21 protein-coding genes are annotated in these 25,831 nt (G+C 60.1%); 13 read left to right on the forward strand and 8 right to left on the reverse strand.

Annotated elements, in window-relative coordinates; genetic code table 11:
• Positions 1-157: 157 nt before the first annotated feature.
• The 4 genes from GGE33_RS01045 to GGE33_RS01060 form a co-directional block, all read right to left on the reverse strand.
• A complete protein-coding gene (locus tag GGE33_RS01045) occupies positions 158-1,204 on the reverse strand; it encodes a glycosyltransferase family 2 protein (RefSeq protein ID WP_183820915.1) in 1,047 nt (348 codons plus the stop codon).
• A 164-nt stretch (positions 1,205-1,368) separates the two neighbouring features.
• A complete protein-coding gene (gene asnB / locus GGE33_RS01050; protein WP_183820916.1) occupies positions 1,369-3,330 on the reverse strand; it encodes an asparagine synthase (glutamine-hydrolyzing) in 1,962 nt (653 codons plus the stop codon).
• Positions 3,331-3,391: 61 nt separating this feature from the next.
• Entirely contained in the window at positions 3,392-4,765 is a 1,374-nt protein-coding gene (locus GGE33_RS01055; RefSeq protein WP_183820917.1) for an FAD-containing oxidoreductase, read from the reverse strand.
• Positions 4,762-5,238 carry a DUF4126 family protein gene (locus GGE33_RS01060; protein WP_183820918.1) on the reverse strand — a complete coding sequence of 159 codons (477 nt, stop codon included), beginning with the start codon at positions 5,236-5,238 and terminating at the stop codon, positions 4,762-4,764. The genes GGE33_RS01055 and GGE33_RS01060 overlap by 4 nt, the downstream gene beginning before the upstream one ends.
• 235 nt (positions 5,239-5,473) lie before the next feature.
• Between GGE33_RS01060 and GGE33_RS01065 the strand changes: the two genes are divergently transcribed.
• The 5 genes from GGE33_RS01065 to GGE33_RS01085 all read left to right on the forward strand — a co-directional run bounded on the left by GGE33_RS01065 (position 5,474) and on the right by GGE33_RS01085 (position 12,194).
• Positions 5,474-7,300, forward strand: a complete 1,827-nt coding sequence (locus GGE33_RS01065) for a sensor histidine kinase (RefSeq protein WP_394353625.1) — start codon at positions 5,474-5,476, stop codon at positions 7,298-7,300.
• Positions 7,297-8,691: a sigma-54-dependent transcriptional regulator gene (locus GGE33_RS01070; protein ID WP_183820919.1), complete on the forward strand. Its 1,395-nt coding sequence runs from the start codon at positions 7,297-7,299 to the stop codon at positions 8,689-8,691. Before GGE33_RS01065 ends, GGE33_RS01070 begins: the two co-directional genes overlap by 4 nt.
• A gap of 253 nt (positions 8,692-8,944) precedes the next feature.
• Positions 8,945-9,928: a tripartite tricarboxylate transporter substrate-binding protein gene (locus GGE33_RS01075; protein ID WP_183820920.1), complete on the forward strand. Its 984-nt coding sequence runs from the start codon at positions 8,945-8,947 to the stop codon at positions 9,926-9,928.
• Positions 9,929-10,216: 288 nt separating this feature from the next.
• Positions 10,217-10,678: a tripartite tricarboxylate transporter TctB family protein gene (locus GGE33_RS01080; RefSeq protein ID WP_148143082.1), complete on the forward strand. Its 462-nt coding sequence runs from the start codon at positions 10,217-10,219 to the stop codon at positions 10,676-10,678.
• A gap of 10 nt (positions 10,679-10,688) precedes the next feature.
• Positions 10,689-12,194 carry a tripartite tricarboxylate transporter permease gene (locus tag GGE33_RS01085; protein ID WP_183820921.1) on the forward strand — a complete coding sequence of 502 codons (1,506 nt, stop codon included), beginning with the start codon at positions 10,689-10,691 and terminating at the stop codon, positions 12,192-12,194.
• Between the two features lie 238 nt (positions 12,195-12,432).
• Here GGE33_RS01085 and GGE33_RS01090 read toward each other — a convergent pair whose 3' ends face one another.
• Complete coding sequence (locus tag GGE33_RS01090) at positions 12,433-13,485, reverse strand: LacI family transcriptional regulator (RefSeq protein ID WP_183820922.1); 1,053 nt, start codon at positions 13,483-13,485, stop codon at positions 12,433-12,435.
• Positions 13,486-13,749: 264 nt separating this feature from the next.
• On the opposite strand from GGE33_RS01090, the gene GGE33_RS01095 reads away from it, so the two are divergent.
• The 6 genes from GGE33_RS01095 to GGE33_RS01120 all read left to right on the forward strand — a co-directional run bounded on the left by GGE33_RS01095 (position 13,750) and on the right by GGE33_RS01120 (position 21,196).
• Entirely contained in the window at positions 13,750-14,997 is a 1,248-nt protein-coding gene (locus GGE33_RS01095) for an extracellular solute-binding protein (protein WP_183822222.1), read from the forward strand.
• A gap of 237 nt (positions 14,998-15,234) precedes the next feature.
• Complete coding sequence (locus GGE33_RS01100; RefSeq protein ID WP_183820923.1) at positions 15,235-16,161, forward strand: carbohydrate ABC transporter permease; 927 nt, start codon at positions 15,235-15,237, stop codon at positions 16,159-16,161.
• Positions 16,158-17,039, forward strand: a complete 882-nt coding sequence (locus GGE33_RS01105) for a carbohydrate ABC transporter permease (RefSeq protein ID WP_183820924.1) — start codon at positions 16,158-16,160, stop codon at positions 17,037-17,039. Before GGE33_RS01100 ends, GGE33_RS01105 begins: the two co-directional genes overlap by 4 nt.
• A gap of 6 nt (positions 17,040-17,045) precedes the next feature.
• The gene (locus GGE33_RS01110) at positions 17,046-18,146 is read left to right on the forward strand and encodes an ABC transporter ATP-binding protein (RefSeq protein WP_183820925.1); all 1,101 of its coding nucleotides are present in this window, start codon (positions 17,046-17,048) and stop codon (positions 18,144-18,146) included.
• 244 nt (positions 18,147-18,390) lie between these two features.
• On the forward strand, positions 18,391-20,088 hold the full coding sequence (locus tag GGE33_RS01115; RefSeq protein WP_183820926.1) for a sensor histidine kinase: 1,698 nt from the start codon (positions 18,391-18,393) through the stop codon (positions 20,086-20,088).
• 88 nt (positions 20,089-20,176) lie between these two features.
• Complete coding sequence (locus GGE33_RS01120) at positions 20,177-21,196, forward strand: DNA topoisomerase IB (RefSeq protein WP_183822224.1); 1,020 nt, start codon at positions 20,177-20,179, stop codon at positions 21,194-21,196.
• 201 nt (positions 21,197-21,397) lie between these two features.
• Here the strand turns inward: GGE33_RS01120 and GGE33_RS01125 are convergent, their stop codons facing one another.
• From GGE33_RS01125 to GGE33_RS01135, 3 genes are all read right to left on the reverse strand, one after another.
• Positions 21,398-21,958 (reverse strand): type 1 glutamine amidotransferase domain-containing protein, encoded by a 561-nt coding sequence (locus GGE33_RS01125; protein ID WP_183820927.1) that lies wholly within the window; start codon positions 21,956-21,958, stop codon positions 21,398-21,400.
• A gap of 54 nt (positions 21,959-22,012) precedes the next feature.
• A complete protein-coding gene (locus GGE33_RS01130; protein ID WP_148143091.1) occupies positions 22,013-22,210 on the reverse strand; it encodes a hypothetical protein in 198 nt (65 codons plus the stop codon).
• Between the two features lie 424 nt (positions 22,211-22,634).
• The gene (locus GGE33_RS01135) at positions 22,635-22,895 is read right to left on the reverse strand and encodes a hypothetical protein (protein ID WP_183820928.1); all 261 of its coding nucleotides are present in this window, start codon (positions 22,893-22,895) and stop codon (positions 22,635-22,637) included.
• Between the two features lie 165 nt (positions 22,896-23,060).
• Between GGE33_RS01135 and glgX the strand changes: the two genes are divergently transcribed.
• Entirely contained in the window at positions 23,061-25,139 is a 2,079-nt protein-coding gene (gene glgX / locus GGE33_RS01140) for a glycogen debranching protein GlgX (RefSeq protein WP_210303557.1), read from the forward strand.
• 148 nt (positions 25,140-25,287) lie between these two features.
• The gene (locus GGE33_RS01145) at positions 25,288-25,824 is read left to right on the forward strand and encodes an antibiotic biosynthesis monooxygenase (protein ID WP_183820929.1); all 537 of its coding nucleotides are present in this window, start codon (positions 25,288-25,290) and stop codon (positions 25,822-25,824) included.
• Positions 25,825-25,831 lie beyond the last annotated feature (7 nt).

The raw sequence follows: 25,831 nt of genomic DNA on the forward strand, positions 1-25,831 counted from the left end.
GAGATTACTACCTTCTGTGGCCGTTTCAAGCGGGGTCAGGTTAAATCGAAGTAATGATTCGGTGACCGGATTTTATCTGCTGTTCACGGCTCTGCGGGCTGGCTTGCAGCAAGTCGGATTACGGGTTCCGGTTGCCCAATCGGGCTTAAATCAGGGCTCAGCGGGCGCTCTTTGCCATGGCGATATCATAAGCATCCGTGGCTTGATCGGCATCGCGGCTCACTTCCGCATCGGGTTCGCCGAGAAGCCGGCTTTCGATCCAGGAACGCGGGTTGCGGCGCGGCGTGATGTAGCCGACCGGCAGGGCGATAGCCTGAAGAAAGCGGAGGATCACCGTATAAACACCCGTCTTCAGCCGTCCGGTGCGCAAGGACGTGACGGCCACGACAAGGCCAAGGCCTGCGGCGATGATCAGGGCGGGCATGGTGACGCCGGGCATTGTTGCGACAAGCAGCATTGAGCCGAACATGAAGCTCCAGGCGAGCGCCAGGACGCCAAGCTCGGGCAGGGCGCGCAGCAGCCGATAGAAATAGGGCTTGCCGGTTGCTGCCCGCAAGAGCTCTCCGATGCCGAAAGGCTCCTTGGTTTTTACCTGTTGCAGAAGCAGGTCACGAGAGCGAGCATCATGGCCGTGATGGCGGGCAAAACGGCGATCCAGCCGATGCAGTTTCCAGCCGGCACTGCGCAGGCGAATGCCGAGGTTCAATTCCTCGTAGCCGTGGAGATTGCGGTCCGCCATGTAGTCGATGGCGTCGATAGCCCGCCGACGGTAAAGACCGCCACCCGCCAGCTGGTCCACGGCACCGATACGGTTATTGGACGCGAAACCGTTGCCGGATACCACCGTCGTGTCGATATGGCCGGTCACGCCGCCGGTGCGCGTGTGGCGCTCCAGAAAGGAAATCGCTTCCGGCAGAAATGCCGGATCGAGTTCCATGTCGGCGTCGATCAGGCAGATGAAGTCGTGGCGGGCATATTGATAACCGAGCTGCGAGCCGGCACCGCTGCGAAAACGCGCGGGACGGGCGATCTGGGTCAGCCGCACGGGATAGGTCGACGCGATCTCGATCGTGCGGTCACGGGAACCGAGGTCGGTGACGATGATTTCGCCCTCGCCATCCGGCAGAGCTTTCAGCGCGCACTCGATCGTGCGGGCAATGCGCTTTTCGTCATCCAGTGTCTTGATGATGATCGATACGGTCATGGTGGTGAAACTCCCTGACTTGGTCGCGATTTGTGCCCACGGGTCCCGATCGTGGCGCGGCGTGCTGGAAGGCTTAAAGGCAGGCTCTTCCGATCCTCATAAAGACAATACTAAAATTTTATCGATCACGCGAGCGTGAGAGGCGAAACCGCGTATTTTCGGCCTTAAAGCGAGCTTTTGGACAGTGCCGATATTTTTGTAACCAATTGTTTTTCGGCAAAATTCTCGGCCCATAACTGGGTTGAAAGAATTCCGACAAACGCGGCATTATCGCGAAAACCGGCGACAGTTTGCTTGCGGCATTTTCCGTGAAGCCTTGAAACCGCCACCGGATCGAACAGTCCGGTTGCAGAGACGGCACGTTCGGACAGCATCTCGGAGAGGTAAGCCTGCTCATCGGTGCCCGGGCCGGTAAAGGAACTGCTGTCAGGCGCGCGGTATGGCTGTTTCTGACGTTCGATGACGCTGTCCGGCAACAGACCTTTCGCCGCTTCACGCAGGATATGTTTTTCACGCAGGCCCTTGAGCTTCGCATCGGGCGAAAGTTTCGTGGCAAACTCCACCAGCCGGTGATCGAGGAAGGGGAAACGGCCTTCTATGCCATGCGCCATCGCCATCCGGTCGCCCTGGCTGGAGAGGATGTAGCCCGGCAGAAGAAGACGGGTTTCGAGATATTGCGCCTGATGCAGCGGGTGCCAGCGGTTGAAACGCTCGGGAAGCCGGGCGCTGAGTTCCTCGGCAGCATCGTAATCGCCAAGTTTTTCGCGCAGATCTCCAGAATAGAAGATCTTTGCCGCTGCCGTGCTTTTCATTCTTGGTCGATGCGAGAAAAGCGGGTCGGATGGGTTTGTGCCGGAGACGTTGAAGAAGGCCGAAAGATATTCCGCCGACTGCTGTTTCAGCCCGGGAAGATAGGGATAGAGCTTGCGGAAGAGATGCGGCCTGATCTTCGAGCCGGGCTGGCGGGCGCAGAAACGGCGGACCTTCGCTTCCCGGAAAATGTCGTAGCCGGCAAAGACTTCATCTGCGCCCTCACCAGTCAGCACCACCTTCATGCCGGTTTCGCGGACAAGCCCTGCCAGCGTGTAGAGCGGGGCAGGGGCGGTGCGCAGGATCGGGCGCTCGGTGAAACGGATGATATCGGGGAATGTCGCCGCGATCGTTCGAGGCGACGACGCGATCGAGCGGTGATGGGTGCCGAGTGCCGAGGCCACCTGCTGCTGAAAGCTGCTTTCGTCATGTTCGGCGCTGTCGAAGGTGACGGAAAAGGTGTTCAGCCCGTTCGGCGCCATAGGGGCGGCCAATGCGGAAATCAGCGAGGAATCGAGACCGCCCGAGAGGTAGGAGCCGACCTGTACATCTGCACGCATTCTCAGCCGCACGGCATCGATCAGAAGGGCGCGCAGTTCTTCCGAATGATCGGCGTCAGAAGCGCAATCTCCGGCATCGGGAAAGTCGAGTTCCCAATAAGAGCTGAGCCGGTTTGCACCATTTTCGCAGACCAGCATCTGGCCGGGTCCCAGCTCGAAAATATTGCGAAAAGCCGTGCGTGGCGCGATCGGAGCCCAGAGGGTGAAAATCTGATCGAGCGCGAACGGATCTAGTTCGGCTTCGATACAGGGAACGGTCAGAAGCGCCTTCACTTCCGATGCGAAATAGAGCGTGCCCTTGTGCTCGGTATAAAACAGCGGCCGCACGCCCATTCGGTCCCGCGCCAGCAGCAGCTTTTTATCCGTCGCGTCCCAGATGGCGAAGGCGAAATCGCCGTTGAGTTTCTGCAGGCAGGCCTCGCCGTCATGGGCGTAGAGCTGTAGCAGCACTTCCGTATCCGAGCCGGTGCGGAAGGTTGCGCCGCGCGCCTTCAGCTCATCGCGCAGTTCGACATAGTTGAAGATCTCGCCGTTGAAGGCGATCGTGTAGCGCCCGTCGGGTGTCGTCATAGGCTGCTGGCCATCGGAGAGCCCGACGATCGACAGACGGACATGCGAGAGGCCTATGCCGGAGCCGGTCCAGATGCCGTGCCCATCCGGGCCGCGATGGGCGATCGCCTGTCCCATGGCAGAGAGAAGAGAAGGCGCGCGTTCCGCCCCCAATCCTTCTCCCGCGTAACCTGCAAATCCGCACATCTCTTCCATCCCGACAGGATCATCCGATCCCGTTGATAAGCGGAAAAGCTTGCCGATCCCCTTATGCGGGCTTCATAGATAGGACGACTGTCGGCCAGAGTTCGGAAACTGTCGGGTGGATCGGCACCGCCCAGCGCAGATCGTCGTAAGTCGCACCGACATTCATCAGGTCCAGCACGCCGTGGATCGCCTCGTCACCACCGGTGCCGAGCAGGGCCGCGCCGAGGATTTTTTTCGTCTTTGCGTCGGCGACGATCTTCATGAAACCCTTGGTCTCGCCCTTTTCGACCGCACGTCCGACATTCGTCATCGGCCGTGTGCCGACCAGAACATCATGGCCCGCCTTGCGTGCCTCTTCCTCGCCCATACCGACCCGGCCAAGCGGCGGATCGATGAACAGCGCGTAGCCCAGCAGTCGTTGCGAAACCTTGCGATCCTCGCCGTCGAACAGGTTGGCGGCCACGATCTCGAAGTCGTTATAGGCGGTGTGGGTGAAAGCGCCTTTACCATTGCAGTCGCCCATCGCCCAGATGCCGTCGACATTGGTGGCAAGCCGCTCGTCCACCTTGATGAAGCCGCGCGCATCGAGTTCGATGCCGGCCCTGTCGAGGCCAAGATCGTCGGTATTCGGCCGCCGACCGACTGCCAGAAGCACATCCGAGCCGATCACTTCGGGTTCGCCTTCGTCGCAATTCACGCCGACTGCTATACCGTCTCCGTGCTTGCGGAAACGGATACATTCGGCATTGGTGCGGATATGGATGCCTTCCGCCTCAAGGATCTCGCGCACGGCTGCGGAAATATCCTCGTCCTCGCGGCCGATCAGTCGCGAGCCTTTTTCGACGACCGTGACCTCGGCACCGAAACGGCGATAGATCTGCGCGTATTCCAGCCCGATATAACTGCCGCCGACAATCACCAGATGTTTCGGCAGCCGGTCGAGCATCACGATATCGGTATTGGTCATGTAGGGGACGTCGCCCACACCGGCGAAATCCGGGATTGTTGCGCGCGAACCGACATTCAGAAAAATCTGCGGCGCGGTCAGCAATTCATCGCCGACGCGAATGACATCCCTGCTTTCGAAACGGGCGTGGCCGCGGATCAGGCTGCAGTTCGGCATGCCCTCCAGCCAGTTCTCGTTCCCGTGGCGGCTGTCGAGCGTGACCTTGTGAGAGCGGCGCATCACCGCCTGCATGTCGACCGAAATGTCGCCGCGGATGCCGACACCATAATCGGCGGCACGGCGGGCAAGGTGGGCGGCATAGGCGCTGGCGACAAGCGTCTTGGTCGGTTTGCAGCCGGTGTTGACGCAGGTGCCGCCGACATGTTTGCGCTCGATGATCGCGACCGTCTTTCCCGCATCATTGAACCGGCCGGCAAGCGAGGGGCCTGCCTGGCCGGCACCGATGATGATCGCGTCGAAACGCTTCATATCGTTGCGGCCGCGGGGAGAGACAAAATGATGATAAAGGCCACGACGAAGGCCACGCCATCCTCGATGAAGGCGGCCGGTGCATCCTTGCCGAAAATCTCGGCCAATTTCGCCCGCGCCCATGCCCCGCCATAGGTGCCGGCGATGGCGCCGAGAACACCGGAAACGAGGCCGGCCAGCCAAAGGTCATACGGGATGCCGATCGCTGCACCGGCGACGCCGCCGGTTATCAGCCGGGTGATGAATTGCTGCGGCACCTTGCGGCTCGGCGTGTTGGGCAACTGGTCGGTCACCAGTTCGAACACGGCGAGAATTGTGAAGATCAGCACCGCCCATTTGGAGGCGAGGAAGGACAGCCATGAGCCGGACAGATCAAGCCAACCGAGCGCTGCCGCCCAGGTGACGAGGGCCGGGGCCATCATCGCCCTGAGGCCGGCGACGCCGCCCATGAATAGCGCAAGTAAGGAAACCATCTGAACCCCTATTTCCGCCCGAAGCGGTCTGCCCTCATTGATTGCACAACGACGTGATATCCTACCGCAAGTCAAGCGTCTTGCACGGGATTGCTGCCTGTGACGGTGCTACATAGCAGCCTTCGCTTTCGCCAAAATATCCAAACGCACCCGTCATACGAGAAGCCATTGGAAAATTCTGCGGCGCTCCGTAAGATATGCGCGTTATGGTCGAGGGAGGAGGAGCCCTTCGGACGTGAAATATCGTATCGCGGCAGTGTCTGTCCTCTGTCTTGTGCTCGGCCTTGTGCTGACATGTAAGGTGCATGGGTTCGTGGCGCGCAGCGCCATGGACGAGGCGGAGCTGCAGGCGGGGACGACGCTGAGGCTGGCGGTTTCGGCGCTTGACGGGCATCTGAAGCGCTATGAGGCGCTGCCGGCGCTGACTGCCGATGACGAGATCATCGAGGTTCTCATAGAAGACCCCGGCAACGAGGCTTTGCAGCTTGACGCCAACCGCTATCTGAAATCCGTCAATGCGCTGCTGAAGTCGTCGGACATCTACATCATGACCATGGACGGCACGACGATTGCCGCCAGCAATTACGATTCTCCCGTCAGTTTCGTCGGCGAGAATTTCAGCTATCGGCCCTATTTCCAGGAAGCGGCGCGGGGCGAGAGGTCGCGTTTCTTCGCGGTCGGCACGACATCGGCCAAGCGCGGTTATTATTTCAGTTCGCCGATCGTGATGGATGGAAAAATCCTCGGGGTGATCGTCTTCAAGGTCGATCTCGATACGATCGAGGCCTCCTGGGCCGGCGGCGACGATCGGATTTTCGTCTCCGATCCGGAAGGCATCATCTTCATGACCGGCAGCGACGAATGGCGATTTGCCGCTATCCTGCCGCTGACGCCGGATCGGATTGCCCGGACGGAAACTTCCCGCCGATATGCGGATGTGAAGCTGCACCAGCTGCCGCTCTCCTATGGCAGCTTTGCCGGCCATGAGACGATGCTGATCCGGAACGGCAATGCTGAGCGGGAATACCTCTATGTCTCGCAGTCCATGCCGGAGGCCGGATGGACGGTGAATGTGCTGATGGACACGGCCTCGGTGCGCTGGCAGGCGCAGACGATGATGGCCGCCGTGTTTCTGGCGCTCTGCCTTGCCGGGCTGGTTTCGGCAATCGTCTTCCAGCGCCGGGCGCGGATGACTGAGCGCATGCAGCTACAGGCCGAGGCGCAGAACGAGCTGGAGCGGCGGGTGGACGAGCGCACCGCAGCCCTTGCCCGCGTCAACAGCCGTATCGAGAAGGAGATCGCCGAGCGCCGCCTGACCGAGCGCCGGTTGCGCAAGACACAGGCCGATCTGGTTCAGGCCGGAAAACTCGCCGGCCTCGGCCAGATGTCGGCAGCGCTCTCCCACGAACTCAACCAGCCGCTTGCCGCGGCGAAGACCTATGCCGAGACGACCGGTCTCCTGATCGAGCGGGGGCGGGTGGAGGACGCGAGTGACAATCTCAAGCGCATCTCGGCGCTGATCGACAGAATGGCGTCGATCAGCCGTCACCTGCGCAATTTCGCCCGCAAGCCGAATGAAAAACTCGGCGCGGTCAGCGTCGAGGATGTCATCCGCGATACGATCGAGATCGTTTCGGCGCGGCTCAAGGCGGCGGATGCGGAGCTTTCCATCACGATCGAACCGGGCCTGCCGCGGGTGATGGCAGGCGCCGTGCGGCTGCAGCAGGTGCTGGTCAATATCGTTACCAATGCGGCTGATGCCGTCGAAGGGCTTGGGGACAGGCGTATCGATGTGTCTGCCTCCGGTGCGGCCGAGAAGGTGATGATCATCGTGCGCGATCGCGGGCCAGGTGTTCCTGCCGCCATTCGCGAGCGTATCTTCGACCCGTTCTTCACCACCAAAGGCGTCGGCAAGGGGCTGGGGCTTGGCCTGTCGATCTCCTACAATATCGTCAAGGATTTCGGCGGCAGCCTTTCGGTCACCGATCATCCGGAAGGCGGGGCGGTGTTTGCCATCGAACTCGATGTCGCCGATGCAAGCGTAATGGAGGCCGCCGAATGACGCTTGCGCAACGGGTGCTGCTTGTCGATGACGAGGAGGAACTGCGCCGCTCCACCGCGCAGGCGCTGGAACTGTTTGACCTTACCGTCGACACGTTTCCGAATGCGGAAAACGTGCTGGAGCTTTCCGGTTTCGGCTTCGATGGCGTGATTGTCAGCGATATCCGCATGCCGGGGCTGGACGGCATGACGCTTCTGCACCGGGTGCGCGAACTCGATGCGGAAATCCCGGTCATTCTCGTCACCGGCCATGGCGATGTGCAGTTGGCCGTCAAGGCGATGCGCGAAGGCGCCTACGATTTTCTCGAAAAGCCGTTCACCCCGCAGCATCTTGCCGGCGTCATCCGTCGTGCGCTGGAACGGCGGGCGCTTATTCTGGAAAACCGACGCCTGAGAGCCGTTGCGGGAAAACGCGACGATGTGGAAGCCCGCATGCCGGGCCGCACGCAGGTGATGGTCGATCTGCGCTACCGCATCCGCGCGATCGGCGCGACGGATGCCGATACGCTGGTCATCGGCGATACCGGTGTCGGCAAGGAAGTGGTGGCTCGCGCCCTGCACGATATCAGCCCGCGCGCCAACCGACCGCTGATCGCCATCAATTGCGCCGCTCTTCCCGAAACACTGATCGAAAGCGAGCTTTTCGGCCACGAAGCCGGTGCCTTTCCCGGCGCGCTTCGGCCGCGATACGGCAAGTTCGAGCATGCGCGGGGAGGGACGATCCTGCTCGACGAAATCAGCTCCATGCCCTTCGACCTTCAGGCAAAATTCCTGCGGGTGCTGCAGGAACGGGTTATTACCCGGCTCGGATCCAACGAGACCGTACCGCTTGATGTGCGTTTCATCGCCACCAGCAAGGTGGATCTGGAGGCGGAAGTGGCGGCCGGTCGCTTCCGCGCCGATCTTCTCTACCGGCTGAATGTCGCGACGGTGCATGTCCCGGCGCTTTCGCAAAGACGGGCGGATATTCCGCTGCTCTTCCTCCAGCTCGTGCGCGAGGCGGCGGCGCGTTACGGCCGCGAGGATATTATCGTGCCTCCGGATATCCTTTCGCTGATCGCCCAGCGGGACTGGCCGGGCAATGTGCGCGAGCTGCGCAATGCCGCTGACCGGCTGGTGCTGGGTCTCGATCCGGGTTCGGGAGAGCCGGGCGGGGCTGCAAAGGAAAACGGCGGCCGGCTGGCGGAAAAGGTTGCCGCCTTCGAGCGCAATCTCATCGCCACCGAGATTGCTGCCCATGGCGGGGCGCTGAAGCCGGTCTATGAAACGCTCGGCATTTCGCGCAAGACGCTCTACGAGAAGATGCAGAAATACGGTCTCGACAAGAAGATGCTGAAGTCCTCCCAAGTTGGCGATGAAGACGAGTCGGGAGCGTTCGCCGACTTTTCCTGAGTTGAATTGGCGGATATTTTGCCGCTGCGTCACTATTACTCAAGGCGGTTGGGTGGATTTCCACCCACGCCGGACGTCCGTTGTTCCCAAATCCACCCATGCTGCGCTGCGGTTAAGGAAATATCCTGCCTTCGCTTGCCGTTAGCCAATTGCCAGCGTTTCCGCGCCGCCCGCTAATGGATCCCAAGCAGGTGCCGGAGGAGATGTGCATCTGCAGCTACAGGCTGGATATTGTCCTTGGAGGAGGAAATTCATGAAACTGTTTAACGCCGTTCTCGGCGCAACGGCGCTTGCCGCCATCTCGATGTTTTCCGCACAGGCGAGTGCTCAGGGCTATCCCGAGCGCCAGATCACCATGGTCGTGCCGTTTGCCGCCGGTGGCCCGACCGATACGGTTGCCCGTCTCGTTGCCGAATCCATGTCGAAGGATCTCGGCCAGCAGATCGTCGTCGAAAATGTCGGCGGTGCCGGCGGAACACTCGGTGCCGGCCGTGTCGCTGCAGCCGAGGCCGATGGTTACACGGTTCTGCTCCACCATATCGGCATGGCGACCAGCGCCACGCTTTACCGCAAGCTTGCCTATGACACGCTGAATGCCTTCGAATATGTCGGTCTCGTCACCGACGTGCCGATGACGATCGTCGCCCGCAAGGACATGGAAGCAACTGACCTCAAGGGTCTCGTCGAATATGCCAAGGCGAATGCCGACAAGGTGACCGTCGCCAATGCCGGCATCGGGGCTGCCTCGCATCTTTGCGGCATGCTGTTCATGAGCGCGATCCAGACCCCGCTCGTCACCGTTCCCTACAAGGGCACGGGCCCGGCGATGACCGATCTTCTCGGCGGCCAGGTCGATATCATGTGCGACCAGACCACTAACACGACGAAGCAGATCCAGGGCGGCACGATCAAGGCTTACGCCGTCACTTCGCCCGAGCGTCTCGACATCTTCAAGGACCTGCCGACCGTCAAGGAAGCCGGGCTTGAAAGCATGACCGTCGGCATCTGGCACGGCATCTACACGCCGAAGGGCACACCCGCCGAGATCAACGAGCGCCTGTCGAAGTCGCTCCAGGGCGCGCTGAAGGACGAGAATATCGTCAAGCGTTTTGCCGAACTCGGCACCAAGCCCTCGCCGGAAGCTGATGCAACGCCGGCTGCGCTGAAAACCAAGCTGGAGACCGAGATCGCCCGCTGGAAGCCGATCATCGAGTCTGCCGGGCAGTACGCGGACTGAGTGCTTGCGCTGGATGGGGTGCGGTATTCAGCGACGACTTAGAGTAAGCGCGCCCTCTCTGACCTATCGGTGATCTCCCCACAAGGGGGAGATCACGTGCCTCATGATCACCGTGTCCAGCGGACCTTGAGTGACCAGACAAAGCGCAGAACGCAAACGCCGAGGTTGATTGGTGAGCTTCTTCCCAGCTGATCTCCCCACCTGTGGGGGAGATGCCCGGCAGGGCAGAGGGGGCGAGCTTGCTCCAGCCATCAACGCTAGACCATCTCCCACTCAAACGGAGACACCATGAATTCCAAGTCATTCGACAAAGCCAATCTGATCTGCGGCATCCTGCTGATCCTGACCGGCATCTTCTTCGCCTATCAGTCGATCGAACTCGAACTCGGCACGGCGTTTCGCATGGGGCCGGGTTATTTCCCGTTCATCCTGGCGCTGGCGCTCATCCTGTTCGGCGCCATCATCCTGTTTCAGGCATTTCGCGTGGAAGGAGAGCCGATCGGGCCTATTGCCTGGCGCGGTATCATCTTCATTCTTGCCGCCCCGATCTTCTTCGGCATCACGGTGCGCGGCCTCGGTTTCGTGCCGTCGCTGTTCTTCGCCGCGCTGATCGCCTCTTTCGCCTCCCACAAGATGAAGCCGCTGACGGCCGTTATTCTCGCTGTGCTGCTGACCGCCTTTTCCGTGCTGGTTTTCAGCTATGGCCTCGGGCTGCCCTTCCAGCGCTTCGGACCCTGGGTTCGCTTCTAGGATTTGACTGATGGATCTTTTCAATAATCTTCTTCTCGGCTTCCAGACTGCAGGATCGATCGAGAACCTGTTCTTCTGCCTGATCGGGGTGCTGCTCGGCACGCTGATCGGCGTGCTTCCCGGCATCGGCGCCACCGCGACGATCGCCATGCTGTTGCCGATCACTTTCCAGCTCGAACCCGTTTCGTCGCTGATCATGCTCGCCGGCATCTATTACGGCGCGCAATATGGCGGCTCGACCACGGCGATCCTGATCAACATGCCCGGCGAATCTTCGTCGGCGGTTACTGCGATCGACGGTTACCAGATGGCGCGCAAGGGCAAGGCCGGGGCGGCGCTCGCCATCGCTGCGATCGGCTCATTCTTTGCCGGCACGGTGTCGACCTTTCTCGTCGCCATCTTCGCGCCGCCGCTCACCGCGATTGCGCTGGAATTCGGCGCTGCCGAATATTTCTCGCTGATGGTCGTCGGTCTCGTCTCGTCGATTGCGCTGGCGCATGGTTCGGTCATCAAGGCGCTGGCGATGGTGGCGCTCGGCCTGCTGCTCGGCCTCGTCGGCACCGACATCTATACCGGTGCGCCGCGATTTACGCTTGGTATCCGCGAATATGCCGACGGGTTGAATTTCGTCGCGGTTGCGGTCGGTGTCTTCGGTATCGCGGAAATCCTGCGTAATCTCGAAAACGAACGGACGCGGGAAGTACTGATGGCAAAGGTTTCCGGCCTTCTGCCGAGCCGCGAGGATTTTCGGGCGATGATTGCACCGGTGCTGCGCGGAACGGCGATCGGCTCGGTGCTCGGCATTCTACCGGGTGGTGGGGCAATCCTCGCCTCCTTCGCCTCCTACACGGTGGAAAAGAAGGTGTCGAAAAACCCGCAGGAGTTCGGCCATGGCGCGGTTGCCGGTGTCGCCGGCCCGGAATCGGCGAACAATGCCGGTGCCCAGACCTCGTTCATTCCGCTTCTGACGCTCGGTATTCCGGCCAACCCGGTGATGGCGTTGATGGTCGGAGCGATGATTATCCAGGGCATCGTGCCGGGGCCGAATGTGGCGGCCGAACAGCCAGCGCTGTTCTGGGGCATCATCGCCTCGATGTGGATCGGCAACCTGATGCTCGTCATCCTCAACCTGCCGCTGATCGGGCTGTGGGTGAAATTGCTGACGATCCCCTATTACCTGCTCTTCCCGATCATCATGGCTTTCTGCTCGATCGGCGTCTACAGCGTCAACTCGAACGTCTACGACCTCTACGCTGTCGCATTCTTCGGCCTGCTCGGTTACCTGCTCCTGAAGCTCCGCTGCGAGCCGGCACCGCTTCTGCTCGGCTTCGTGCTTGGACCGTTGCTCGAAGAAAACCTGCGGCGGGCGATGATTTTGTCGCGCGGTGATCCGAGCACGTTCGTCACGCGGCCGATCAGTGCCACGCTGCTGTTCATTGCCGTTGTCGTTCTCATCGTCGTGTTCCTGCCGAGTGTAAGGAAGAAGCGCGAAGAGGTGTTTGTCGAAGAGGATTGAGATGAGGGTACGGGGGCCGTCGGCGCGTGCTGGCCCCCCTCTGGCCTGCCGGCCATCTCCCCCACAGGTGGGGAGATCACACACGGCGCTACCTTCGCTTCCTGTTGAGCGTAGAATGGTAGCGGCGCCAAAAATGAAGTTTGCTTGAGGCGAGGAGCTGGCGCCCAGCTGATCTCCCCCCTTGTGGGGGAGATGCCCGGCAGGGCAGAGGGGGCTTTGTCGCCCACCGAGGGTAACTTCAGACCTCCAGCACCGCCTGCAACTCACTCACCGGCGTTGCTCCCGCCATCCGCTTCAATAGCAGCCCCGCCATCAGCCTTCCGGCCTCGGACAAATCCTCGTAGATCGTCTCGATCCGCGGCCGGACCTGATCGAACAGGCCGGATGTCTGTTTTGCCACCAACCTCACATCCCGGCCGATCTCAAGCCCGAGGTCGTGGGTGGCCGACATTACCGCCATGGCGGAGACTTCGCCGCCGCAGATGAAACCGTCCGGCGGATCGGATTTCGCCAGCCTTGCCGCAACATGATCGCGAACCGCATCGGCCTTGCTGTCGAGCGTGATGCCCTGGGCTATCTCGAAGCCTACTCCTTCCTCCCGCACCGCCGTCATGAAGCCGTGGCGCATGTGGTGGTGAAAGGTGAAGCGCTCGGGCGGCAGGATGATGAACAGCCGCCGACAGCCGGAGGCGATCAGCTTTTTCGCCGCCTCATAGGTGAAGCGGTAATTGTCGTAGTCGACATAAGGATGCGGCGTCGCAAGCTCCGTCCTGCCGTGGCAGACGAAGGGAAAGCCTGCCTCCAGCAGGAATTTCACTCGCTCGTCGGAAGGTTCGGTGCGGCTGAAGAGGATGCCGTCGGCCATGCGGTTGCGGACGATATGGCGGACGGGATCGATCTGCGGCGTATCGGAAAAATGCGGGGTGATGACAAGGTGATAGGGCGTGCCGCGCAATGTCGCCGTCATGCCCCTGATCATCGAAGTGCCGTAGCCGAGGATTTCCTCATGCGGGTCCAGAACAAGGCTGATGACATTGGTGCGGCCGGTACGCAGGCGCTGGGCCGCCCGGTCGGGCAGGTAACCGACCTCAGCCGCTGCTGCCTGAACACGCTGGCGGGTTTCGCGGGCAATCAGCGGATCGTCGCCCAGCGCGCGCGACACGGTGGTCACCGCAAGCCCGGTCAATTCGGCAATCGTCTTCAGCGTCGGCTTTCGGTGGGGGCCGGAAGTTGAAGTCGAAGAACCAGCCGTGTTCGGTTGGCGTCCGTCCTCTGCATCGTCCAGCGGCATGTCTCATCCTCCATCCGGCGGCTTAACCGCTGCCGGAGCTGCATATATATCGTTGCAAATTTCGTGACGATTTCCAGAATTTTCTTTCAAGTGGACGAACATTCCTCTGAAAATCGATATTTGTCGAGCCGGATCAATACTTTAAAAAATTGATCGCGAGCAATTCGAAAACCTTCATCCATGGGTTGACACTTGCTCGGGTTATAACGTTATAAATTGCTCATCCGGAGAGGAGCCCGGATTTGGAGGAGATCATCAATGAATATTCGTGCCATTACAAAACTGGCTGCCGGTGCCGCGTTGATCGCGATGACAGCCGGTGCCGCCAAGGCCGCTGAAGTCGAGGTCCTGCACTGGTGGACGTCGGGCGGTGAAGCTGCAGCACTCAACGTTCTGAAGGAAAACCTCGCCAAGGAAGGCGTGACCTGGAAGGATATGCCGGTTGCCGGTGGTGCCGGTTCCGCCGCCATGACCGCACTTCGCGCTCGCGTCACTGCAGGCGATCCGCCGACTGCGGTTCAGCTGCTCGGCTTCGACCTGCGCGACTGGTCGGAAATGGGCGTTGCCGCCAACCTTGACGATCTCGCCGCCAAGGAAGGCTGGGACAAGGTCATTCCGCCGGCTCTGCAGGAATTTTCCAAATATGACGGTCACTGGGTGGCCGCACCGGTCAACATTCACTCGACCAATTGGCTGTGGCTGAACAAGGCCGCACTCGACAAGGCGGGCGGCAAGGTTCCGACCAATATCGACGAGCTGTTCGCGCTGCTCGACAAATTCAAGGCTGACGGCATTGTCCCGCTCGCCCATGGCGGCGTTCCGTGGCAGGACGGCACACTCTGGGAAGCCGTGGTTCTTTCCCGCGGTGGCCCGGATTTCTACAAGAAGGCGGTGCTCGAAGCCGATCCGGAAGCACTTTCCAGCGACACGATGAAGAAGGTCTTCGACGACATGTCGAAACTTCGCACCTATTTCGACCCGAACTTCTCCGGCCGCGAATGGAACCTGTCGACGGCGCTCGTCATCGAAGGCAAGGCTGGCGCGCAGGAAATGGGCGACTGGTCTAAGGGCGAATGGCTGCGCGCCAAGAAGGAGCCGGGCAAAGATTTCGTCTGCATCCGCTTCCCCGGCACGCAAGGCTCGGTCCTGTTCAACGCTGACCAGTTCATGATGTTCGACGTGGGTGGTGATGCCGCCGACGCGCAGATGAAGATGGCATCGGCTGTCGAAAACCCGGCCTTCCAGATCGCCTTCAACAAGGTGAAGGGTTCGGTTCCGGCCCGTACCGACATCCCGGATACGGAATTCGACGATTGCGCCAAGAAGGGCATGAAGGATCTGGCTGAAGCCTCGTCCAAGGGCACGCTGATGGGTTCTCTCGCCCATGGTTACGCCCAGCCGGCCGCCATCAAGGAAGCCATGCTCGACGTCATCACCCAGCATCTCAACGGTCAGCTGACGACGGATGCAGCGCTGAAGCGCCTGCCGGAAGCGGTGGCTGCGGCGAAGTGATCGGCTGATCGGGCTTGCCCCTCACGTAGAGCGTGCAGTTGCCCCTCACCCTAGCTCTCTCCCCGCTTGCGGGGAGAGGGGACTTGCCACGCTTGATGCTGGAGAGGGACGGAGGCTTGCGGCTCGTGTCCTTCTCCCCGCAAGCGGGGAGAAGGTGCCGGCAGGCGGATGAGGGGCAAACCTCAATTGCTACCGCTTACATCTTAATCTCATTCTCGCATGTCGCCGGAGACCCCCATGACGACAATCGAACCGATGCCGGTGATCACCCCGGAACGGCCGCGAAAATCCTTCGCAGACAGTTTGCGCAACGGCCTGCCGAAACTCGTTCTGGCGCCGTCCTTCGCCGTCATCCTGATTTTCGTCTATGGCTTCATCCTCTGGACGATCACGCTTTCCTTCACCACATCGCGCATCCTGCCGGTCTATAAATGGGGTGGGTTCGATGCCTATTTCCGGCTGTGGTCGCAGCCGAATTGGTATGTGGCGATGCAGAACCTCGCGATTTTCGGCATTCTCTACATCGCGCTCTGCACCGCGATCGGGCTGTTCATCGCCATCCTGATGGACCAACGGATCCGCGCCGAGGGCGTGCTCAGACCTATCTTTCTTTATCCGATGGCGCTGTCCTTCGTCGTCACCGGTACGGCGTGGAAATGGTTCCTCAATCCCGGTCTCGGGCTGGAACACACGATGCGCAATCTCGGCTGGGAGAGCTTTACCTTCGACTGGCTGGTGAACCCGAACATGGCGATCTACACCGTCGTCATCGCCGGTGTCTGGCAGGCATCGGGCTTCATCATGGCGATGTTCCTCGCAGGTCTTCGCGGCATAGACGGTGAGATCATCAAGGCAGCGCAGATCGACGGCGCGTCGACGGTCTCCATCTATCGCCGAATCATCATTCCGCTGCTGCGGCCGGTTTTTCTCTCGGCCTTCATCGTGCTCGCCCATATGGCGATCAAGTCCTATGACCTCGTCATCGCGCTTACCGGCGGCGGGCCGGGCAATGCGACGGAGCTGCCGTCCACTTTCATGTATTCCTACACGTTCAACCGCAACCAGATGAATGTCGGTTCGGCCAGCGCCGTGATGATGCTGATGGGCATTACCGCGATCATCGTTCCCTATCTTTATTCGGAACTGCGGGAGAAGAAGCAATGAGCGCCGCACCCGAAACAGTCAGCGCCGGCTCGGCGCGTTTCACCCGGTACTTCATCTATGCCGCGCTGATCATCCTCGCAGTCGTCTATTTGCTGCCGCTTTACGTGATGCTGTCGACCTCGCTGAAATCGCTCGACGAGATCCGCGGCGGTGACATGCTGGCGCTGCCGACCGACCCGTCGATCGCCGCCTGGACGAAGGCCTGGGGAGAGGCCTGCATCGGCGTTTCCTGCGTCGGCATCAAGGGGTACTTCTGGAATTCGATCAAGATGGTGGTGCCGGCCGTCATCATCTCGACGTTGCTCGGGGCGCTCAATGGCTATGTGCTGACCAAGTGGCGTTTTCCGGGCCACAAGCTCGTCTTCGGCATGATGCTGTTTGCCTGCTTCATCCCGTTCCAGGCGGTGCTGATCCCGATGGCGCGGCTGCTGGGACTGATGGGCCTGTCGAACTCGACGACCGGGCTCGTTATGGTCCATGTGATCTACGGTCTCGGCTTCACCACGCTGTTTTTCCGCAATTATTACGAAGCCTTTCCGGACGAACTGGTGAAGGCCGCGATGATCGATGGCGCAGGGTTCTTCAAGATCTTCTGGCGCATTCTTCTGCCCAGTTCGGGGCCGATCATCGTTGTCACCGTCATCTACCAGTTCACCAATATCTGGAACGACTTTCTGTTTGGCGTCTCCTTCTCGTCCGGCGAAGCCTCGCCGATGACGGTGGCGCTCAACAACCTCGTTTCGTCCTCCACCGGCGTGAAAGAATACAATGTCGACATGGCCGCGGCCGTCTTTGCCGCGCTGCCGACATTGTTCGTCTATGTCGTCGCCGGACGCTATTTCGTGCGCGGCCTGATGGCCGGCGCCGTCAAGGGATAAATCTTCATGAGCTTTCTTCAGATCAAGAACATCCGCAAGAAGATCGGCAGCGTCGAGATCCTCAAGGGTATCGATATCGAGCTGGAAAAGGGCGGCTTCCTCGTGCTGGTCGGCCCGTCCGGTTGCGGCAAGTCCACGCTTCTGAATGCGATCGCCGGTCTTCTGCCGCCGTCCTCGGGTGACATTGTCATCGACGGCCAGGTGGTGACAGACCTGCACCCATCGAAGCGCGATATCGCCATGGTCTTCCAGTCCTATGCGCTTTATCCGAACATGACTGTCGAAGAGAACATCGCCTTTGCGCTGGAAATGCGCGGCGTCGACAAAACTGAGCGTGCAAAGGCTGTGGCGCAGGTGGCGAAAACCCTGCAGATCGAGCATCTCCTGACCCGTCGCCCGAGCCAGCTTTCCGGCGGTCAGCGCCAGCGTGTGGCGATGGGCCGTGCGCTGGTGCGCAAGCCGCGCGTCTTCCTGTTCGACGAGCCGCTTTCGAACCTCGATGCCAAGCTGCGCGTCGAAGTGCGTGCCGAGATAAAGGCGCTGCATCAGAACACGCATGCGACGATCGTTTATGTCACCCACGACCAGATCGAGGCTATGACGCTCGCCACCAAGATCGTCGTGCTGAAGGAAGGTATCGTCCAGCAGGTCGGCACGCCGGCGGAAATCTACAACCGTCCGGCCAATCTCTTCGTCGCGGATTTCATGGGATCGCCGGCGATGAACATGTTGAAGGGCAGGGCGGTTTCAGGCGGTATCCAGCTGTTCGGCGCCGGTGGCCAAGGCGTGACCGTCAGGGTTCCGCCTTCGGTCACGACACCGCTCGCCGAGGGGAAGGAGGTCATCGTCGGTCTACGCCCTGAGGCGATTTCCGACGAAGGCTCTGCCGATGCCGCTGCCTTGGCCAGTGCGCAGATCGATGCGGAGGTCACCATCGTCGAACCGACCGGATCGGATACGTTCGTAACCGGAAAACTCGACGGCACGACGTTTACCGGTCGCGCCCGCGCGGAAACCGTTGTCGAACCCGGCCAGACATTCCGCTTCGTCTTCAATCTCGACAAGGCAGTGGTTTTCGATCCCCAAAGCGGGCAGCGGATTGGCTGATCTTCGTCGGGCAGGCTAAGTTCCACACATTTGTCGATTGTCCCGAAACGATACGGCAGACACGTTTTCGCAACATTGTGGGGCAACGCACAGCTCAGTTGTTCCAAACACATGTTGGCGCGATCTGCAAAAGCAGTTAGAACCGTTTTGGCTAAGATGTATTAGCGTAGGGCGGGACGACTGATGATCAGTGACAGCGGGCGGGCTTCTGCCTGCAGCTTTATTATTGGCTTAAGATAGCGGAATGTTTAAGTTTTCGCGTCTTTTTCCCACAGCCTCGATCGGCGCCTATCTGATGGCGCTGGTGATTGTCGTCGCCTTGCCGTTGCTGGCTTTTGTCGGTTTTCTTGTCCTGCAACTCGAGGGGCAGGAACGCGAAGGACTAGCCAACGAGACCGCCGAGGATGCGCAGCTGATTGCGCGCTCCGTCGATCGCGAATTGCAGGACATGGCGACGACGCTTCGCCTTCTGATTACCTCGCCGGAGCTTGAAGCCGGTGACCTGAGAGCCTTCCACGACCGCACCCAGCGCAGCCTGCGCTCCAATTCGCTTTATGTCATCGTCGTCGACAAGGATGGCCAGCAGCGGCTCAACACCCGTTCGCCCTTCGGTGATCCGCTGCCCAGCATGTCGAACATGCCGGCACTGGAATCGGTGCTCAGGTCGGGCATTACCGAAGTCTCCAGCGTGTTTTACGGCAAGACGAGCAACAGGTGGGTGTTCAACGTTGCCATGCCGCTGCCGGATGCGCTTTCGCATTCCGGTTCTGCGATCATCATGACGCAGAATGCCGAAGACATGGAAAAGCTGATTTCCATCGAGGGACTTCCTGCAGGCTGGTCGGCTGCGGTCATCGACGGACAGGGGCAGGTCGTGGCTTCTGGTGGGGCCGACAGAATAGCATCCGGCAAGCCGTTCGATCCCGATACGCTAAGGTTGATGACCGGCTTCAAGGGCACGATCGAAGATGTCGAAGGTGATGAGAGGCAGATGTACGGCTATGCCCAGATCACCGGCTGGACATGGAAGGCCGTCGTCTGGGGGCCGATCGCCTCGGCGCAGGAAGGCATCATCACCACATTCAAGCAACTGGTCGCGGGGGGCGTGATCTTTCTCACGCTGGCGGTTCTGTTTGCCTATACGATTGCCCGTCAGCTTCGCACGCCGATCCGGCAGATCGCCGACATGGCGGACAGGATCGGCAAGGGTGAGATCGTCTCGCCGGTCGAGACGCGTATCACCGAGGCCAATCAGGTGGCGGTCGCGCTGTCGAATGCGTCCTTCGACCGCAGCGAGGCCGAAGACCGTATCCATCTCATCCTGCATGAACTGGTGCATCGCACGAAGAATATCCTGACGCTGGTGCAGGCGATGATGCGCCAGCTCGGCCGTCAGGACACGACCATGCCGGAATTCCAGAAGGCGATCAGCACACGCCTGCACGGGCTTGGAAAATCCATCGAGGCGCTGGCCAAGGAGCAATGGGCCGGTGTGCGGCTGATGCGCGTCATCGAGATTCATCTTTCGACCTTCGAGGCCGGTGACCGGCTTCTGGTGTCGGGCGAGGATTTCATGCTCAAGGCAGAGGCGGTCCAGAATCTCGGCCTCGTGCTGCACGAGTTGGCGACCAATTCGGTCAAATATGGCGCACTGTCGGTGCCGCATGGGCGTGTACGGATTTCGTGGGACGATGTCGCTCCCGACGATGACGGCGAGCCGAAGATCAGGCTGGTCTGGGAAGAAAGCGGCGGGCCGCTGGTTAGCGAGCCCTCCCGCAAGGGGTTTGGAACGACCATCATCCAGCGCCACGCAGTTGCTGCCTTTGGCGGTCAGGTGGATGTCGAATTCCGCCCGGAAGGCCTTGTCTGGAGACTTGTGGCGCCGCGCGCCAATCTGGAGCGCGACGATGCCGTCGACGAGCGGCGCAGTCTGGCAATGTAGTTCGACGTGATTTGATCGGTTCGCGCAGGAACGAAGCGTGGTTCGCGTCGTTTTAGCGCTCATGGATCTGTCGTTCAAAACAATCGAAATCGACGCCGCTTCGCTCAAAGCCATCGGGCTTACCTATGTCAGCGATACGGAGCCGGGCATTCGCCGACTAAAGCGCGGCAAGGGCTTTTGCTACAAGCTGCCGGACGGATTGCTTCTGACAGATGAAGACGACCGGCTGCGTATCTCGGCGCTGGGGCTTCCTCCGGCCTATGACAATGTCTGGATCTGCATGGACCCGCAGGGGCATCTGCAGGCGACGGGTTACGATTCCCGCGGGCGAAAGCAGTATCGGTATCATGCCGACTGGCAGAGCTTTCGCAGCGAGCAGAAGTTCGATCAGTTGGCCCGGTTCTGCGAGGCCTTGCCGCGCATTCGCCGCAAGGTGAAGCGCGATCTTGCGCTCGGTCTCGACAAGTCCGATTGCGTGCTGGCCGCCCTCGTGGCGCTGATGGATGTGACGCATCTGCGCGTCGGCAACAAAGCCTATGCCAAGGAAAACCGTACCTACGGGGCAACGACGCTTCTGAAACGTCACATGATCCTGTCCGGCGACGGTGTGCTTTTGAAATTCACGGCCAAGGGCGGCAAGCGCGTGCAGCACACGCTCAAACATCCACGACTGCAGCGCATTCTGGAAGAGATCGCTGATCTTCCCGGCCGCCAGCTGTTTTCATTTCCAGACGAGCACGGCACCGCCCGTTCGGTCGATTCCGGCAGGCTCAACGCCTATCTCGCCAAGGCTGCCGGCTTTCCGGTTTCGGCCAAGACCTTTCGCACCTGGGGTGGCAGCTTGGCCGCTTTCATGACGGCATGGACGATCTTGGAGGAAGAGGGCAAGCGGCCGAAGATAAAGGCGCTGACCAAAGCCGCTTCGGATGTGCTGCAGAACACGCCCGCCGTCTGCCGCTCAAGCTATATCCATCCGAGCATTCTCGATCTTGCTGAGGATGATGCGCCGTTGCGTCGGATCATGGAGGCCGGAAAAACATCCAAGTCTCCGCCGCGCGGATTGCGGATGAACGAGGCGCGTTTACTGGCATTTTTGAAGGAAGAGTAAGGCCAGGTGGCGCTGGATTGCAGCTAAGCTCTTGCGCTCGTCCAGTTGCCCCTCGCTCTCTCCCCGCGCGTGGCGAAATGACGTTCCTGATATAGGCGGTAGGGAGAGCCGGCGCCGGTGCGGCATGTTCCTTCCCCCCGCAAGCGGGGAGAAGGTGGCGGCAGCCGGATGAGGGGCCTCCACCAGATCGAAGTAGGGCAATCAGGCAGCGCGGCGCTGGTGCAGGCCTTCTTCAACTTCCTCGACGATCTTGTCGACGAAGGCTGCGAGGTCTTTTGGCGAGCGCGATGTGATGATGCCGCTGTCGACCACGACGGCTTCATCCTTCCAGTTGGCGCCGGCATTGCGCAGGTCGGTGCGGATAGATGCATAGGAGGTTGCCTTGCGTCCGCGCAGGGCATCGGCCTCGACCAGCAGCCATGGACCATGGCAGATGGCGGCTACCGGTTTGCCGCGGCTGATGAAATCGCGAACCAGCTGTACGGCGTCCTCGTTCTTGCGCAGGACATCCGGGTTGATCTGGCCACCGGGCAGAACGAGCGCGTCAAAATCCTCCACCTTCGCTTCCTTGACATCGAGATCGACGGTCACACTGTCGCCCCAGTCTTTCTCGTCCCAGCTCCTGATCTCGCCGGATTTGATCGAGGCGATTTTCACTTCGGCTCCGCGCTTTTTCAGCTCGTCGTAAGGCACGCGCAGTTCCGAACGTTCGTAGCCATCGGTGGCCAAGATGAGGATATTGGCGGAATCGATATTCGCCATGATAAGCTCCTTTTGGGATTGTTCTTCTTGAGATGAGCGGTGGCTCGTCAGTCTCTAGAGCCTGCCGGTCGACAGGTCGCGTCCGTTGATTGATGCGGGCACGCTGATTTCTTCACGCGGTGTCTTGGGAAGCGGAAGCGCAACGGCTTCCGGAACCACGACCTGAAGATCTTGCGGGCGGGCGACATGGAATGTCGACTGTTCCCGCCGGGTCAGAAAACGGTTCCTGAGCATTCTGAATAAGTGCAGCATGGCAGTCTCCCGTATCAGTCGCTCGCGATAACAAGTGGCGACCTGTCACGAGGGCTAACAAGCCCGGGCGGAGAAACGTTCCCACAATTTTACATCCGGCAATGGATCGCGAGGCTGTTCTGGATGGCCTTTCGCCTCAAGCATAATGCTCCCGCGGCCACTAGGCCACGAGAGCTTGGGGCCTCTTTTGTCGAGGCCTCATTCCCCTCCTCGGGAAACTTCAAACCGGAATAACGAACATATAGCAGGCGGCAATGACCAGCGCGAAACCTGCAACTTCAAACCATTCCCTGACCATGGTCGCCTCCATCGAACTCTGGACCAAGAACGTGCTGTTGCCATTCTAGTTCCATGAAATTGCCATAAAGATGGCAGGACGGCCACAAATATTAAAATGTGCTGAAACACGATGCCGACATGGTATCTAGCTCGCGGAAGCCCGCGCCCGCGCGGCTTCCAGTATGGCGCGAATTTCACGGGCGGAGGCGTTTTCGATCGCGAAAGCGCTGTCCGGCATCACGCCTGGATCTTCCTCGTTATCCTTGAAGGTCGCGTCATCGCGCAGCTTCTTGAGGAATGTCGTGATTGTCACTTCGCCACCGATCATGGCTGACAGCATTTCGATCATCAGTTCGCGATGAGCGTTGAGCCGACCTTCGAGTTCCTGTGGTGTCAGAGATGTCATATTTTTACCCTCCTGTCGCAGCGTGAAAGATAGACGGGACGCGAAGCGGAGAACGATCCTGGCGACGATCTCGTTCCGCGCAAAACGAAGGCGGAACCAAATGCCGCGCTGCACGATTGTAGGGCAGATTTTCTCGATGGCGATCTTACCGCGAAGGGGCGTTGCATGGACATGAAGAGCAATCAGTTCACGATCGAATCCGGCGACTGGACACGGCTCGGCGCCAATTTCGATGGTGAGGGCGTCAATTTTGCAATCTTCTCGGCCCATGCGACACGGGTAGAGCTGTGCATTTATGATCCGAGCGGAAAGATCGAAATCGCCAAGCTCGACCTGCCGGAATATACGCACGAAATCTGGCACGGTTATGTGCCTGGGCTGAAGCCTGGTGCGCTATACGGGTTTCGCGTCCACGGTCCGTTCGAGCCGGAGGCCGGCCATCGTTTCAACCCGAGCAAGCTTCTGATCGACCCATATGCTCGCGAGCTTGTCGGCGATATCGAGTGGAACGAGGCGCATTTCGCCTATGATCTCCTTCACGAGGACAAGGACCTCACCTTCGATACGCGCGATAGCGCGCCATTCACGCCGAAGGCCAAGGTGATCGACCCTTACGCATTCGACTGGCAGGACCAGAATCGTCCCAATATCCCCTGGCCGAAGGCCGTTGTCTACGAGACCCATGTGAAAGGTTTTACCCAGCTCAATTCGGCGTTGCCCAACGAGTTGCGCGGCACGTTTGAGGGTATGGGCCACAAGGCTTCCGTCGATTATATCAAGAGCCTCGGCATTACCTCGGTCGAGCTTCTGCCGGTCCACTGGTTCCCCGACGACCAGCACCTGCTCGACAAGGGGCTGAAGAACTTCTGGGGCTATAACTCGCTCGGTTTTTTCGCGCCGGCGTCACGTTATTACGGTCCGCGCGGTATCCAGGGGTTCCGCGATATGGTGCGGTCCTTCCACGATGCCGGCATCGAGGTCATTCTCGACGTGGTCTACAACCACACGGCGGAAGGCAACGAGCTTGGACCGACTCTGTCGTTCAAGGGTATCGACAACTTCTCCTATTACCGCACCCTGCCGGATAACCACCGTTATTACATCAACGACACCGGCACCGGGAACACGGTGAACACCTCCCATCCGCGCGTGCTGCAGATGGTGATGGACAGCCTGCGCTACTGGGCCGAGCACATGCATGTCGATGGTTTCCGCTTCGATCTCGGCACCATTCTGGGCCGCGAGCCGGAAGGGTTCGACCAGCGCGGCGGCTTTTTCGACGCGATGACGCAGGATCCGGTTCTCTCCAAGCTGAAGCTGATTGGCGAGCCATGGGACATCGGTCCGGGCGGTTATCAGGTCGGCGGCTTTCCGCCCGGCTGGGCCGAATGGAACGACAAATATCGCGACACTGTGCGTGAATACTGGAAGGGCGACAATGTCTCGACAGATTTCGCCGCACGCCTGCTCGGCTCGGGCGATCTATACGACCAGCGCGGCCGCCGGCCGTGGGCGAGCGTCAACTTCATCACGGCTCATGACGGGTTCACGCTGAACGACCTCGTCTCCTATAACGAGAAGCACAACGAGGCCAACGGCGAGGACAATAACGACGGCCATAACGACAACCGGTCGTACAATTACGGCGCCGAGGGGCCGACCGAGGACGAAGGCATCAATGCCGTGCGCGACCGGCAGAAGCGCAATTTTCTCGCCACGCTGTTCTTCTCCCACGGCACGCCGATGCTGCTTGCGGGCGACGAGTTCGGCCGCAGCCAGATGGGCAACAACAATGGTTATGCGCAGGACAGCGAGATTTCCTGGGTCCATTGGGACGACCTGCCGGAAACCTGCGAGGAATTGCGCGAGTTCACCCGCCAGGTAATCAAGCTCAGGGCCGAGCAGCCGCTCCTGCGCCGCGAGAACTGGCGCGACGGCATGGATATCAAGTGGTTCAATGCCGGCGGCGGTTTCCAGCAGCCGGACCAATGGGACGAGGGAACAACGCTCGGGGTCTATATCGGCCGCGGTGACCTGCAGGAAGAAGAAGGCGTCTGGCACGACGTACTTCTCTTGTGCAATCCGTTCGAAGGCAACGTCCCCTTCCGTATCCCCCAATTCGGCGAGGGCGGCTGGGTGCTGGAACTGACCACATCCGACAGCGCCAAACGCGGGCTTACGATCACCAAGGAAAAGGATTTCGAACTGGAAGGTCGAAGCCTGGCCCTGTTCAGGCGGCCTTGAAGCCTTGCGCACGGGTTGAGCCCTTGTCCGGTTGACAAGGGCTTCCTGCTTTCCTAGCAGTCGAACACCCTACCGCGCCATTTCCCTTTTCCGCTCCATGGAGCGTAACCCCTCCCGGATCTGGCCTCTCACACAAGGATCAGGCCAGATGTCCCAGGTGACGCGTATCGTCCATCGGCGCGCCAATGTCGGTTACGAGACGCAGTATGAAGAGCTTGCGCGTGGCATGCTGGAAGCTTCGTCGAAGTCGAAGGGTTACAGATTTTCGACATTGATCCCGCCGCGGGTCGAAGGCGAGGAATTCCATATCGTCCAGGTTTTCGCCACACAGGCGGATCTTGATGAATGGCGCCAGTCCGATGTTTCGCATGAATGGCACGAGCGGCTGAAACAGGTTTCAGACCATCAGCCAGAATACCGCATCTTCAATACCGAGGATCTCTGGTTTTCGGCAACGGGTCTTGCCTTGCCGCCCAAGCCGCCGGCACGCTGGCGCATGGCCTTCGTCATCTGGATGGGGATCTTTCCCACCGCATCATTCTATGTGTATTTCCTCTTCCCGTGGCTCGCCGACATCCCGTTCCTGTTGAAGATGTTCATCGCCACCGTCTTGATCGTTCCGACCATGTATTTCGGTATCCTGCCGCATCTTTTGCGGTGGATGAGCTGGTTTCTGAAACGGTAAGCTTTTC

It is taken from the genome of Aliirhizobium cellulosilyticum (assembly GCF_014198105.1).
GTDB lineage: Bacteria > Pseudomonadota > Alphaproteobacteria > Rhizobiales > Rhizobiaceae > Neorhizobium > Neorhizobium cellulosilyticum.